Source organism: Herbaspirillum sp. FG34, from assembly GCF_057809315.1.
This window is the reverse complement of the sequence record NZ_JBMDJS010000011.1, coordinates 128,388-142,227: the sequence shown is the minus strand read 5'-3', so window position 1 is coordinate 142,227 and position 13,840 is coordinate 128,388. Positions and strand designations below refer to the sequence as shown.

Below are 13,840 nucleotides of genomic sequence, written 5' to 3'. Positions count from 1 at the left end.
GCGATTACTTGGCCCCGGCCTGGAACCAGGCGGCGACTTCAGCGCGTTCCGCATCGGTCATCTGGGTCATGTTGGCCAGCGGCATATCCTTGGTCTGGACGGCGCGCTGGAAGATCTTGGCCGCGTGCTGACGGATCAGCTCAGGCGTCTGCAACATCATCCCCGCCGGGGCGGTGGCAAAGCCGGCCTGGGTCGGCTTGTCCGAATGGCAGCTGGCGCAGCGCTGGGTAATGATGGCCTGGATGCGGGCGAAGTCCGGTGCGGCGGCAGCGACCGGTGCCGCACCCGCAGCAGCAGGTGCCGCCAGGGGCGTCACCGGACGCGGCGCAATCGCCACCGCCACGCCCAGCAACAGGGCTACGCCGGCGATGGGATAGGCCACCACCACGCGGCCCTTGTGTCGCAAATTGAAGAAGTGACGAATCAGCACACCGGCCGCCATGATCGCCGCCAGCACCAGCCAGCTGTGGGCGTGCGTATAGGTCATCGCATAGTGGTTGCTGATCATGATGAACAGAATGGGCAGGGTGAAGTAGTTGTTGTGCACGCTGCGCTGCTTGCCCTTGCGACCATGGACGGGATCCGGCGAGCGGCCCGCCTTCATTGCCTCCACCAGCTTGCGCTGCCCCGGGATGATGACCATGAGCACATTGCCGACCATGATGGTGCCGATCATCGCGCCCACGTGGATATAGGCCGCGCGGCCCGACAGCAGGTGCGTGAGCAGATAGGCCACCGCCACGATGAAGACGAACATCACCAGCCCCAGCAGCCCTTCGCGCTTGCCCAGTGGCGACTTGCACAGCAGGTCGTAGACGATCCAGCCCAGCACCAGGGTACCGATGCCCACGCCCACTGCTTGCGGACCGGTGAGGTTGGCCACCGACTTGTCCACCATCATGGCCGAGGCATTGAAGTAATACACGATGAACAGCATGGCCACGCCGGTGATCCAGGTGGCATAGGCTTCCCACTTGAACCAGTGCAATTCCTCGGGCAGTTCGGCCGGGGCCACCAGATACTTTTGCGGATTGTAGAAACCACCGCCGTGCACCGCCCACAGTTCACCGGAGACGCCCTTCTTCTCCAGATCGCTGCCCGGCTTGGGCGGGCGGATGGAGTTGTCCAGCCAGACGAAATAGAACGAGGCACCGATCCAGGCGATGCCCGTGATCAGATGCAGCCAGCGGACCAGCAGATTGGCCCAGTCGATGCCATATGAAACCAGGAGTGCTTCCATGTCTTCCCCACGCAGGATTGCTGTCCGCCACCGCGACCTACTCCGGACAGGCGAGGCATTGCCTCAGGAATGGGCCGCCATGAAAGTCTTCCCCCGCCATGCGCATGCCATGGCAACGACTGGATGAGTGGAGTGAAGGCTTCCCGCGCGCCGGGAAGCGCGGGCACCGTGATGGTGCCGTGCCTGGTCTCCCGTCGTGCTGCCGCTACGACCCGATGGCTTTTGCCATCTGTTCTAAGCCGCCCTGCTGATGCGGGACGGTTGCACGAACGATAAACGCGGGGACTGCACAAAACATGGTCATCAACGTATATTTGACATACGAATGACGATATACAAAAATGCCCCCTGGATGTGGGACGCTTGCGCTCGCATCCCGCCAGGCCGCCGCCCGAGCCGGTCTGGGAAAACGACAACGATAATGCGCCTGCCCCGATGCAGCCGCCCCAGAGTGAACGAAAAACCGTCACCTGTCCCGCACCACAAGACCCCGGAGACATTCCCATGTCCAGGCTGCCTGACCATCTCGACATCCACCTCATCCGTATTCTTTATCTCCTGCTGTGCGAGAAAAACGTCTCGCGGGTGGCCTTGAAACTGAACCAGCCGCAGCCCTCCATCTCGGCCTCCCTGCGCAAGCTGCGCGAACTCACCGGTGACCCGCTGCTGGTGCGCGGTGCGCGCGGCATGGTCCCGACCCAGCATGGCGAGAGCCTGTTGAAACCGGCCAAGCGCATCCTCGACGAGACCGAACGCCTGTTCGTGCCCAAGACCGCCTTCGTACCGCAAGAGGAGGAGCGCACCTTCCACATTGCCGCGCCGGACTACATGAACACGCCCTTCTTCACCGAAGTGATCGCCCGCCTGCGCCGCGAGTCGCCGCGTAGCCGCATCGTCATCCATGCGCTGGGGCCGGATACCGATTACGTGCGCCTGCTCTCGGATGGAGAACTGGACCTGGTCATTGCCAACTGGGACGAACCGCCTGCGCATCTGCATCTCTCCAAGCTGTTCGATGATCCCATCGTCTGCCTGATGCGCGCCGACTGCGCCTATGCCAAGCGCACCGCGCGCGATGCCATGCGCATCGAGGACTATCTCTCGCTGCCGCATGCAGCGCCCTCGCAGATCCTGCCCGGCTACCACGGCACCATCGACACCTTCCTGGAAAAGCAGAACCTGCATCGCAACGTGGTGGTGGAATCGGCGCACTTCCGCATGCTGCCCTACATGGTGGCGCAAACCGACCTGGTGCTCACAGCAGGCCAGCAGTTCGCCAGCTTCTACGAAAAGCTCCTGGGCCTGAAAAGCTACACGGTGCCGATCAAGTTCCCGCCCCTGCGTTTTTACCAGCTGTGGCATGAGCGGGTGCATCAGGCGACCGAGCACAAATGGCTGCGCGCCCAGGTCAGCGCGGCGGCCAAGATGATGGCGCAGGGCCGCGCCTGAACCGGTGCCGGGCCGCTGCGGCAAAGGAAACGGGCGGTCCGGCATATATCGGCGGCGCGCCTGCCGGTATGCCGGGACTTATATATCGCACTGACCGGATTGCATTAGTATCGCCAGCAACAGGCCGGTATCCGCACAAAGACAGCACCAAGACGCGGAACACGGTACTGGGCCGGAACCACCTTCAAGCGGCAAGGCACGCCCTCCTGGCAACACGGAGACACAATACGGGCGCGGTCACATGCCAGGTTCCATCGATAAAAAAATACCAGGAGACAACCCCATGCAAGCCGCTCGCCATCCGGTGGATGAACGCCTACCCCTATTCAAGCTCTTTGCCCTCGGCATGCAGCATGTGCTGGTGATGTATGCCGGCGCCATTGCCGTGCCGCTCATCATCGGCGGCGCGCTGAACCTGCCCAAGTCCGAGATTGCCTATCTCATCAGTGCCGACCTGTTCTGCTGCGGCCTGGTGACCATCATCCAGAGTGCCGGCATCTGGAAGTTCGGCATCCGCATGCCGGTGATGATGGGCGTGACCTTCGCCGCCGTGGGGCCGATGGTCGCCATGGCCAACGACCCGCAACTGAACATCCTGCACATCTATGGGGCCGTGATTGCGTCCGGCGTCTTTTGTATCCTTGCCTCGCCCTACATGAGCAAGCTGATGCGCTACTTCCCGCCGGTGGTGACGGGCACCGTCATCACCGTCATCGGAGTCTCGCTCATGGGCGTGGGGATCAACTGGGCGGCGGGTGGGCAACCGGTGATCGGCAAGCTGGTCGACGGGGTCTTCGTGAAGGTCCCCAATCCCGACTACGGCTCGCCGCTGTCGCTCTCGATTGCGGCGGTGGTGCTGGTCTCGATCCTGCTCATCACCAAGTACACACGGGGATTCATCTCCAACATTTCGGTGCTCATGGGCATGGTGGTCGGGTTCGTGATTGCCTTTGCCCTCGGCAAGATCAGCTTTGACGGGCTGGATGCGGCGGACTGGTTCGCCTTCATCCAGCCCTTTCACTATGGGCTGCCGCAATTCGACATCGCCTCCATCATCAGCATGTGCCTGGTGATGATCGTGACCATGATCGAATCGACCGGCATGTTCATGGCACTGGGCGACATCGTCGGCCGCCGCATCGACGACCGCACCCTGGCCAGCGGCTTGCGCGTGGATGGCCTGGGCACGGTGATCGGGGGGCTGTTCAATACCTTCCCCTATACCTCCTTCTCGCAGAATGTCGGGCTGGTCGGCGTGACGGGCATTCGCAGCCGTTTCGTCTGCGTGGCAGCCGGGGTGATCCTGATTGCCTTCGGCCTGTTCCCCAAGATGGCGCACGTGGCCGCATCGATTCCGCAATTCGTGCTGGGTGGGGCCGGCATCGTGATGTTCGGCATGGTGGCAGCGACCGGCATCAAGATCCTCTCCAAGGTCGATTTCCACGGCAACCGCAACAATCTTTTCATCGTGGCCATCAGCATTGGCGTGGGCATGATCCCCATCGTCGCCCCGACCTTCTTCGACAAGATGCCGCATCTGCTGGGCACCATCTTCCACAGCGGCATCCTGCTGGCCTCGGCCATGGCGGTCGGTCTGAACCTGTTCTTCAATGGCCGTGGCAGCGAAGAGGACGTGGCCCGCTATGCGGTGGCGGCGGCGCAGAGCTCGGACCACTGAAACGCGGCCGGCGAGATATGCCGCCGTGCATAGCGCCCAGATGAAACCGTTGATGCCATCCGGGCCAAGATGTTTTAAAGTCTCATCTGCGCTGCAGACCGCACCGGGCGGGCTTGGGCGCAGAGCGTGAGACGACAGCCGCAGACAACAATCGGCACCGACAATCCTGATTTTCAGATGGGGGGGGCGGCGCCGACTTGCGGCATCACCCATGAACACAGCGAGGGAGCCGGCGGCGCGCCGACCGGCCAGCACATGACGACGACACTGGAACAACTGAACGCAGCCGAGACTTCGGCCTTCATCGCCGCCCTGCACGGCATTTACGAGCACTCTCCCTGGATTCCCGAGCGGGCTGCGCTGCAGCGTCCTTTCCGCAATCTGACTGCCTTCAAGCTGGCCTTGCACAAGGTCGTGACCGACGCCAGCCGCGCCGAGCAGCTGGGCCTGATCCGGGCCCACCCCGAACTGGCTGGCCGCGCCGCCATTGCCGGCGAGCTGACCGCCGAATCTACGGGAGAGCAAGCCAAGGCCGGATTGAATCTGTGCACCCCGGAAGAATTTGCCCGCCTGCAACAACTCAATGCCGACTACAACGCAAAGTTCGGCTTCCCTTTCATCCTTGCGGTGAAGGGCCCCACCGGTGCGGGCCTCACGCGCCAGCAGATCATCGCCACCTTTGCCCGCCGCCTGCGCAACCAGCCGGAAGACGAATTGCGTGAAGCCCTGCGCCAGATCGGCCGCATTGCCGAGATGCGCATCAACGACCTGCTGGGCCATCGTCCGGCGATGGGCGCGATGGTGATGCAGTGGGCAGAAGAGATCGGCGCCTTGTCCGAAGACGAAGGAGCGCTGACCTGCACCTATCTCACCGAAACGCACCAGCGCACGGCAGAGCAGATTGCGCAATGGATGCGCGAGGCCGGCATGCACGTGCATATCGATGCGGTCGGCAACGTGGTGGGGCGATATCTTTCCACGGATCCGCAGGCCAAGACCCTGCTGACCGGCTCGCACTACGACACGGTGCGCAATGGGGGCAAATACGATGGACGCGAAGGCATCCTGCTGCCCATCGCCGTGGTGAAGCATTTGCATGAACGTGGCGAGACCTTGCCTTTCCATTTTGAGGTGATCGGTTTTTCGGAAGAAGAAGGTGTGCGGTTCAAGAGCACCTTCCTGGGCAGCAATGCGGTGACCGGCCATTTCGACATGAAGCTGCTGGAGTTGCAGGACAAGGATGGCATCAGCATGCGCGAGGTCATCACCAGGGCGGGTCATGATGTCGCGGCCATCCCGCAGATCGCGCGCGACCCGGCCGACATCCTGGGCTATGTGGAGGTGCACATCGAGCAGGGACCGGTGTTGCTCAATCGTGATTTGCCGGTAGGCATCGTCACCTCGATTGCGGGCAGCTCGCGCTATCTGGTGGAATTGAAGGGTGTAGCCAGCCATGCCGGCACCACGCCGATGGACATGCGCAAGGATGCGGCCGCCGCGGCGGCCGAGATCATCCTGGCTGTGGAGCAGCGTTGTTCGCAGGACCAGCATGCCGCGCTGGTGGGCACGGTGGGGCAGTTGCAGGTACCGCGCGGGTCGACGAATGTGATTCCGGGCGCGTGCCAGTTGTCGCTGGACATTCGTGCGGCCGAGGATGGAGTGCGTATTGCGGCGGTGAAGGACATCCTGGGCAAGATCGAAGAGATTTGTACTCGCCGCAGCATTGACTTCAAGCTCGAAGAGACCTTGAGCGCCCCGGCTGCGCCGTGTGCGCCGTGGCTGATGGATCAGTTGCGCGCCGCGACGGAGCGTGCGGGGGTGACGCCGTTCGAGTTGGCTTCCGGAGCGGGGCATGATGCGATGGCGATTGCGAAACTGACGGATGTCTGCATGTTGTTTACGCGTTGTGGCAATGGCGGCATCAGCCACAATCCGTTGGAGACGATGACGGCGGATGATGCGGAGGTCTCGGGGCAGATTTTGCTGGATTTCCTGCGCAGCTTTGAGGCGAAGCGCTAATGATTTATATGATTTAGCCAGCGGCGCGTCTTCGATACGCGGCGGTGCCGCTACTCAGTCCGAACGGGAGTTTGAGCACCCGACCGCACAAAGCCGCAGGCGAGGAAGACAAATGCGATGCCGAAGGCGAGGAAGACAATGGCGATGCCGAAGGCGAGCCCGTGTGGACGGTCCCCATAGAGCCAGCCGTCGCAGCGGAGCGAAAAGTGGATCAGAAGAATAGTCGGAGCGAAGCGACTCTATTCTTCCCACTTTTCGCTTCGCTGCGACGGGGACCCTCCGCAGGAGGGCTGGCTCTTTGGGGTCGCCTTCTTTTGCTTACTTTTCTTGGCGAGACAAGAAAAGTGAGCGGCTGCCGGGCCGCCCCCGGCGCTCCGTTCCGCCCGGAGAGAGAAAATAATTAAGCTAGAGCGCAGGAAGACATTCCGTGCAGACTACCCAAGAAAACAAGTAAACAATTTCCAAGAAACAACAAAAACAATCCCCAAAAACCCCAGCCGAATAAAACTGGCAAAATCTCGCCTGAGCGACACAAGATTCCATACCTGCGCATCACCAATCATCGGCAACAATCCTCAGTCTCACCTCCGATTTTCGTCGACGAATCCACTTATAACTCCAGGTTAATAATGGCTATGTCATAGCCCTTACATCCCTCCCATGAAATTGAACGACATTAGCAACGCTGCCAGAACAATGCGAAAAGCACCCCCACCAGCAACGCCCATTTTTTGCCTGACCCAGCCTGACCAGCCCGCACAAGAGGATGGACAGCATCAGACAAGTTTTCCGGCGAATAAAAACGGACCAAACGGAGACAACCCACAATGAACGCCTTGAACAAGTTCTTCCACCTGGAAGAAAACGGCACCACCGTACGCACGGAACTACTGGCCGGCCTGACCACTTTCCTGACGATGGCCTACATCATCTTCGTCAACCCCAGCATTCTGGGCGATGCCGGCATGCCCAAGGACTCGGTCTTTGTGGCCACCTGCGTGGCGGCGGCTGTCGGCACGCTCATCATGGGCCTGTATGCCAACTACCCCATTGGCCTGGCCCCCGGCATGGGCCTGAACGCCTACTTTGCCTATGCCGTGGTCAAGGGCATGGGCTTCCCGTGGCAGGCTGCGCTGGGCGCGGTGCTGATCTCGGGTTGCTTGTTCCTGCTGGTGAGCGTACTGCGGGTACGCGAGCTGATCATCAAGAGCATCCCGGCCTCGCTGCGCACGGCCATTCCGGCCGGCATCGGACTCTTCCTGGCCATCATCTCCCTCAAGAGTGCCGGCATCGTCGCGGCCAACCCCGCCACCTTCGTCACCCTCGGCGACCTGCACCAGCCGGCCCCGGTGATGGCCATCATTGGCTTCCTGGTGATCGTGGCGCTGGACCGCCTGAAGGTACGCGGCGCGCTGCTGATCGGCATCCTGCTGGTCACGGTGCTGTCCTTCCTCTTCGGCGGCAACCACTTCTCCGGCATCTTCGCCGCCCCGCCCTCGGTGGCCCCGACCTTCCTGCAACTGGACATCAAGGGCGCCATCTCCATGGGCCTGTTGAATGTCGTGCTGGTGTTCTTCCTGGTGGAACTGTTCGACGCCACCGGCACCCTGATGGGCGTGGCCACTCGCGCCGGGCTCATGAAGGAAGGCAAGATGGAGCGTCTGAACAAGGCCCTCATGGCCGACAGTACCGCCATTGTCGCCGGCTCCCTGCTGGGCACTTCCTCCACCACCGCCTACATCGAAAGCGCCGCTGGCGTACAGGCCGGTGGCCGCACCGGCCTCACCGCCGTCGCCATCGCCGTGCTGTTCCTGCTGTGCCTGTTCATCGCCCCGCTGGCCGGTGTGGTCCCGGCTTATGCCACCGCACCGGCGCTCTTCTTCGTGGCCTGCCTGATGCTGCGCGAACTGGTCCACATCGACTGGGAAGACACCACCGAATGCGTGCCGGCCGTCATCACCGCCCTGGTGATGCCCTTCACCTACTCCATTGCCAACGGCCTGGCGCTGGGCTTCATCAGCTATGCCGGACTGAAGCTGCTCACGGGTCGTATGAAGGATGTTTCAGTGGTAATCTGGATCATCGCCGCGATCTTCCTGTTCAAGATCATCTACCTCGGCGGTGAGTGAGCCCTGCCCGGGAACATGAAGTAAATTGAAAAAATCGAGGAGGCAGCCCGGCACGACAGGGGCTGCCCATTCGGGATCGTGACAAGAGGGAACCCGACAATCGTCCGCAACAATCGTGCGCGGACAATCCGTTTCCTCTTTTGACGACCCCGGCACGTTTCTTGAATGCCATCTGGCCACGGGAGACACCACAGGCCGGCCCCGCCCCAAGCGGACAGGCCGCCTGAAAGCAGATCCAACAACAAGAAGCACGCCCCACGATACGCCCTGGAGCGCGCCATAAAGCAGTCTGTTTTGTAGACAATCCATTTCGAGTAAAGCCAAATGCCAGAGACTACCCGCCCCATCCAGTTCTACTTTCGCGGCCAGACCCACGAAGTAGCAGGCCAACCCACGACCCGCACCGTTCTGCAGCATCTGCGCGAGGACCTGCATTGCACCGGCACCAAGGAAGGCTGCGCCGAAGGCGATTGCGGTGCCTGTACCGTGGTCGTGGGCGAATTGCGCGATGACCGGCTGGAACTGAAGACGGTCAATGCCTGCATTCAATTCCTGCCCACGCTGGACGGCCGCGCCCTGTTCACCGTGGAAGACCTGAAGCAAGCCGATGGCTGCCTGCATCCGGTGCAGCAGGCCATGGTGGAATGCCATGGCTCGCAATGCGGCTTCTGCACGCCGGGCTTCGTGATGTCGCTGTGGGGCCTGTACCTCAAGCATGACAAGGACGGCATCACGCCCGGCAAGCGCGAGATCGACGATGCCCTCTCCGGCAACCTGTGCCGCTGTACCGGCTATCGCCCCATCATCGATGCGGCACGCCGCATGGGCGAACTGCCCAAGGTCGAGTTCGACCGCGAGGCCGTCAAGTCGGCCCTGCGCGCCATCGACCAGGACACGCCGCTGGCCGTCACGCATGCAGGCCAGACCTTCCATGCACCGCGCACCCTCGCACAACTGGTGCAGCTGCGTACCGACCTGCCCAAGGCCCGTATCCTGGCCGGCTCCACCGACGTGGGCCTGTGGGTGACCAAACAGATGCGCGAGCTGGGCGATATCGTCTACATCGGCCGCGTGGAAGAACTGCGCGCCATGCAGGTGCAGGACGGCATGCTGGAGATCGGCGCCGGCGTCTCGCTGGAAGAGGCTTACGCCGAAGCCACGCGCCATTATCCGCAAGAGCTGTCGGAACTGTGGCAGCGCTTCGCCTCCCTGCCCGTGCGCAATGCCGGCACGCTGGGCGGCAACGTCGCCAATGGTTCGCCCATCGGCGACTCCATGCCCTGGCTGATCGCACTGGGCACGCAGATCGTGCTGGCCAGCGTGCGTGGCCAACGTGTCATGCCGCTCGAAGATTTCTACCTGGCTTACCAGAAGTCGGCCCTGCAATCCGATGAAGTGGTGCAGGCCGTACGCATCCCGCTGCCGCGAAAGGACCTGCGCTTCCGGGTTTACAAACTCTCCAAACGCTTCGACCAGGACATCTCTGCGGTCTGTGCCGCCTTCGCGCTGCGTATGGATGGCGACATCATCACCGAGGCGCGCATCGCCTTCGGCGGCATGGCCGCCACCCCCAAGCGGGCCGCGCAGGCTGAAGCGCTGCTGCAAGGCGCTGCCTGGAGCGAAGCACAAGTGCAGGCAGCGATGGCTGCACTTGCACAGGACTATGCGCCCCTGTCGGACATGCGGGCCACCTCGGCCTATCGCTTGCGCACGGCGCAGAACCTGCTCTATCGCTATTGGCTGGAAACCCGCACCGAGGCGCCGCTGGCGCGTCAGGATGTGCGCGCCTTCGCGGTCAGCGCCGCGTGAAGCCCTTGGACCGAACCAGCAGGAGAACCGCATGAACAAGCAAACCGAACAATTCCTCAACACCCTGGTCCAGCCGCCCAGGGACTGGGCCACCGTGGGCAAGCCGCATCCGCATGAATCGGCGATGCTGCACGTGACCGGCGAAGCCACCTATACCGACGACATCGTCGAGCTGCAAGGCACGCTGCATGCGGCGCTGGGGCTGTCGCAAAAGGCCCATGCCCGGGTGCGCGCGATCGATCTGGAGCAGGTCAGGGCCGCGCCTGGTGTGCGCGCCGTCTTCACCGCCAACGATATTCCCGGCGAGAACGAATGCGGCGCCATCATCCACGATGACCCGGTGCTGGCCGATGGCCTGGTGCAATACGTGGGCCAGCCAGTCTTCATCGTGGTCGCCGACAGCCATGACCAGGCCCGCCGCGCCGCACGCCTGGCGGTGATCGACTACGAAGAACTGCCGCCGATCCTGACCCCGCGTGAGGCGCACGCTGCGCAATCCTACGTGCTCCCGCCGATGCACCTGACGCGCGGCGAACCGGCGGTGGCTCTGGCGCTGGCGCCGCACAAGCTGCGCGGCCAGTTCGACGTGGGCGGCCAGGAGCAGTTCTATCTGGAAGGACAGATTTCCTATGCCATCCCCAGGGAGGGACGCGGCATGCACGTCTATTGCTCGACCCAGCACCCCAGCGAAATGCAGCATCACATCGCCACGGTCCTGAAACTGGCCTCGCATGACGTGCTGGTGGAATGTCGGCGCATGGGCGGCGGCTTCGGCGGCAAGGAATCGCAATCGGCCCTGTGGGCCTGCGCCGCGGCGGTGGCGGCAGCGAAACTGCGGCGCCCGGTCAAGCTGCGCGCCGACCGCGATGACGACATGATGGTCACTGGCAAGCGTCACTGCTTTGCCTATGACTATGAGATCGGTTATGACGACGATGGCCGCATCGTCGCGGCAAAAATCGACATGATCTCGCGCGCCGGTTTCTCGGCCGACCTGTCCGGCCCGGTGGCCACACGCGCGGTCTGCCACTTCGACAATGCCTACTATCTTTCGGACGTGGAAATCCACGCCATGTGCGGCAAGACCAACACCCAATCCAATACCGCCTTCCGTGGCTTCGGCGGACCGCAGGGTGCCTTGGCCATCGAGTACATCCTCGACGAGATTGCGCGCAACCTCGGCCGTGATCCGCTGGAGATCCGCCGCAACAATTTCTATGGCCCCAGCGAGGCCGAAGGACCGGAGGCGCGCAACGTCACCCATTACGGGCAGAAGGTGGAAGACAACATCATCCACGGCCTGGTCGACCAGCTCGAACGCACCAGCCGCTATCAGGAACGTCGCCGCGCGGTCGCCGAGTTCAATGCCGCCAGCACGGTGCTCAAGAAGGGCCTGGCTCTGACGCCGGTGAAGTTCGGCATTTCCTTCAACGTGCCGCACCTGAACCAGGCCGGCTCGCTGGTGCACGTCTATACCGATGGCTCGGTGCTGGTCAATCACGGTGGCACCGAGATGGGGCAAGGTCTGAACACCAAGGTGGCGCAGGTGGTCGCCCATGCCCTGGGCGTGCCGCTGGAACAGGTGCGCTGCACCGCCACCGATACCAGCAAGATCGCCAACACCTCGGCCACCGCCGCCTCCACCGGCAGCGACCTCAACGGCAAGGCGGCGCAGGATGCGGCCCTGCAGATCCGTGCACGCCTGGCCGAGGTGGCCGCGCGGCATTTCGGCGTGGAGGTAGCATCGGTACGCTTTGCCGATGGACTGGTGCTGGCAGGCGAGCAATCACTGCCCTTCGTCGAACTGGTGATGAAGGCTTATCTGCAACGCGTGCAATTGTGGTCCGACGGTTTCTATTCCACGCCCAAGGTGCATTGGGATGCCAAGCGCATGCACGGTCATCCCTTCTTCTATTTCGCCTATGCGGCGGCGGTATCCGAAGTGGTGATCGACACCCTCACCGGTGAATGGAAACTGTTGCAGGCCGACCTGCTGTATGACGCCGGCGAGAGCCTGAACCCGGCGCTGGACATCGGCCAGGTCGAAGGCGGCTTCATCCAGGGCATGGGCTGGCTGACCACCGAGGAACTGTGGTGGAACAAGGACGGCAAGCTGATGACGCATGCCCCCTCGACCTACAAGATTCCGGCCATCTCGGATTGTCCGGAAGCCTTCCGTACCGAGCTCTATGCCAACAGCAATGTCTCCGATACCATCCACCGCTCCAAGGCCGTCGGGGAACCGCCGCTGCTGCTGCCGTTCTCGGTGTTCCTGGCAATCCGCGATGCGGTGTCGGCGGTGGGCGCGCATCGTGTCAATCCCCCGCTGCGCGCACCGGCCACCAGTGAAGCCATCCTCGACGCGGTCGATGCCGTGCGCGCGGCCACGCTTACCCAGTAATACGCGGCGGAGAAACATCATGACCACATGGCTGAGCGCATTGCGTCGCATGCAGCAGGACAGCGTCCCGGCGGTGCTGGTGACGGTGGCACAGATCCAGGGCTCGACGCCGCGCGAGCCCGGAGCGCGCATGCTCTATACCGCCGGGGGCCAGTTCGACACCATCGGCGGCGGCCACCTCGAATGGCGCGCGGCGCAGATTGCCCGCGCCATGTTGCAGGCCGACGCCGCCCCGCTGACCAACCGCCGCCGGCTCGAACGCATCGCCCTCGGGCCCAGTCTGGGCCAATGTTGCGGGGGCGTGGTGTTGCTCTGCTTTGAGCGCATCGAGGCCGATGCCATATCACTGCACACGTGGCAGGCGCTGGAACAGGCGTGGTCCGAAGGCAGCGACCTGTGTCGCGCACTGCCGCTGGATCAGGACGGGCCGCTGCAACTGATGGATAACGATGGCGAGCCCTGCCCGCCTGATGGCCCCGAACTCGGCTTGCCGCGCGAGGCATTGCGCCACGCGCGGCAGACGCAACTGGTACGCGACGCACAGGGCCGCCGCTGGCTGCTCGACCTGTGCCGGGCATATCAACCGCAGGTGCTGCTGTTCGGTGCCGGCCACGTCGGCGCGGCCATCGTCAAGGTCTTGTCCAACCTGCCCTGCCGGGTGCTGTGGGTCGATGAGCGTGAAGACATGTTCCCGCCCGATCTGCCGCCGCAGATCCGCATCGAGGCTACCGATGTGCCCAATGCTGCGGTCGACATGGCCGAACCCGGCGCGTATTATCTCGTGATGACCCACAGCCACGCCCTCGACCAGCAATTGAGCGAACGCATCCTCAAGCGTGACGATGCGGCGTGGTTCGGGCTGATCGGGTCCATCACCAAGCGCAAGCAGTTCGAGCATCGCCTTGCTGAGCGCGGTTACTCGGCGGCGCAGCTGGAACGCATCACCTGCCCCATCGGCATTCCCGGCATCTATGGCAAGGAACCCGCCAGCATCGCCATTGCCGTGGTGGCGCAACTGATGCAGCTGTGGGAATTGCGCTTTACCCACCCCAAACCCAAGGCATGGCCACTGAGTCTGGCCACACACGCTCTGGACGGCAGAGGCTGAAGGAACA

8 protein-coding genes are annotated in these 13,840 nt (G+C 63.0%); 7 read left to right on the top strand and 1 reads right to left on the bottom strand.

The features are described 5' to 3' along the window. Positions 1–4 precede the first annotated feature (4 nt). Positions 5–1,240, bottom strand: a complete 1,236-nt coding sequence (locus tag ACODSZ_RS15200; protein ID WP_175345142.1) for a urate hydroxylase PuuD — start codon at positions 1,238–1,240, stop codon at positions 5–7. Between the two features lie 504 nt (positions 1,241–1,744). On the opposite strand from ACODSZ_RS15200, the gene ACODSZ_RS15195 reads away from it, so the two are divergent. The 7 genes from ACODSZ_RS15195 to xdhC all read left to right on the top strand — a co-directional run bounded on the left by ACODSZ_RS15195 (position 1,745) and on the right by xdhC (position 13,833). Then, a complete protein-coding gene (locus ACODSZ_RS15195; protein ID WP_175345141.1) occupies positions 1,745–2,689 on the top strand; it encodes a LysR substrate-binding domain-containing protein in 945 nt (314 codons plus the stop codon). A 283-nt stretch (positions 2,690–2,972) separates the two neighbouring features. Beyond that, positions 2,973–4,367, top strand: a complete 1,395-nt coding sequence (locus tag ACODSZ_RS15190; RefSeq protein ID WP_175345140.1) for a nucleobase:cation symporter-2 family protein — start codon at positions 2,973–2,975, stop codon at positions 4,365–4,367. Between the two features lie 255 nt (positions 4,368–4,622). Further along, a complete protein-coding gene (locus tag ACODSZ_RS15185; protein ID WP_488927925.1) occupies positions 4,623–6,386 on the top strand; it encodes an allantoate amidohydrolase in 1,764 nt (587 codons plus the stop codon). A gap of 827 nt (positions 6,387–7,213) precedes the next feature. Continuing rightward, positions 7,214–8,515 carry an NCS2 family permease gene (locus ACODSZ_RS15180; RefSeq protein ID WP_488927924.1) on the top strand — a complete coding sequence of 434 codons (1,302 nt, stop codon included), beginning with the start codon at positions 7,214–7,216 and terminating at the stop codon, positions 8,513–8,515. A 324-nt stretch (positions 8,516–8,839) separates the two neighbouring features. After that, positions 8,840–10,324, top strand: a complete 1,485-nt coding sequence (gene xdhA / locus ACODSZ_RS15175; protein WP_488927923.1) for a xanthine dehydrogenase small subunit — start codon at positions 8,840–8,842, stop codon at positions 10,322–10,324. A gap of 31 nt (positions 10,325–10,355) precedes the next feature. Then, complete coding sequence (gene xdhB, locus ACODSZ_RS15170; protein WP_488927922.1) at positions 10,356–12,725, top strand: xanthine dehydrogenase molybdopterin binding subunit; 2,370 nt, start codon at positions 10,356–10,358, stop codon at positions 12,723–12,725. A gap of 19 nt (positions 12,726–12,744) precedes the next feature. Next, positions 12,745–13,833: a xanthine dehydrogenase accessory protein XdhC gene (gene xdhC / locus ACODSZ_RS15165; protein ID WP_488927921.1), complete on the top strand. Its 1,089-nt coding sequence runs from the start codon at positions 12,745–12,747 to the stop codon at positions 13,831–13,833. The last annotated feature ends 7 nt before the right edge of the window (positions 13,834–13,840 follow it).

Excerpts from the sequence above, each read along its gene's own strand:
- ACODSZ_RS15185 (WP_488927925.1), top strand. The coding sequence starts at position 4,623 with ATGACGACGACACTGGAACAACTGAACGCAGCCGAGACTTCGGCCTTC.
- ACODSZ_RS15195 (WP_175345141.1), top strand. The coding sequence starts at position 1,745 with ATGTCCAGGCTGCCTGACCATCTCGACATCCACCTCATCCGTATTCTT.
- xdhC (WP_488927921.1), top strand. The coding sequence starts at position 12,745 with ATGACCACATGGCTGAGCGCATTGCGTCGCATGCAGCAGGACAGCGTC.
- ACODSZ_RS15190 (WP_175345140.1), top strand. The coding sequence starts at position 2,973 with ATGCAAGCCGCTCGCCATCCGGTGGATGAACGCCTACCCCTATTCAAG.
- xdhB (WP_488927922.1), top strand. The coding sequence starts at position 10,356 with ATGAACAAGCAAACCGAACAATTCCTCAACACCCTGGTCCAGCCGCCC.
- ACODSZ_RS15200 (WP_175345142.1), bottom strand. The coding sequence starts at position 1,240 with ATGGAAGCACTCCTGGTTTCATATGGCATCGACTGGGCCAATCTGCTG.
- ACODSZ_RS15180 (WP_488927924.1), top strand. The coding sequence starts at position 7,214 with ATGAACGCCTTGAACAAGTTCTTCCACCTGGAAGAAAACGGCACCACC.
- xdhA (WP_488927923.1), top strand. The coding sequence starts at position 8,840 with ATGCCAGAGACTACCCGCCCCATCCAGTTCTACTTTCGCGGCCAGACC.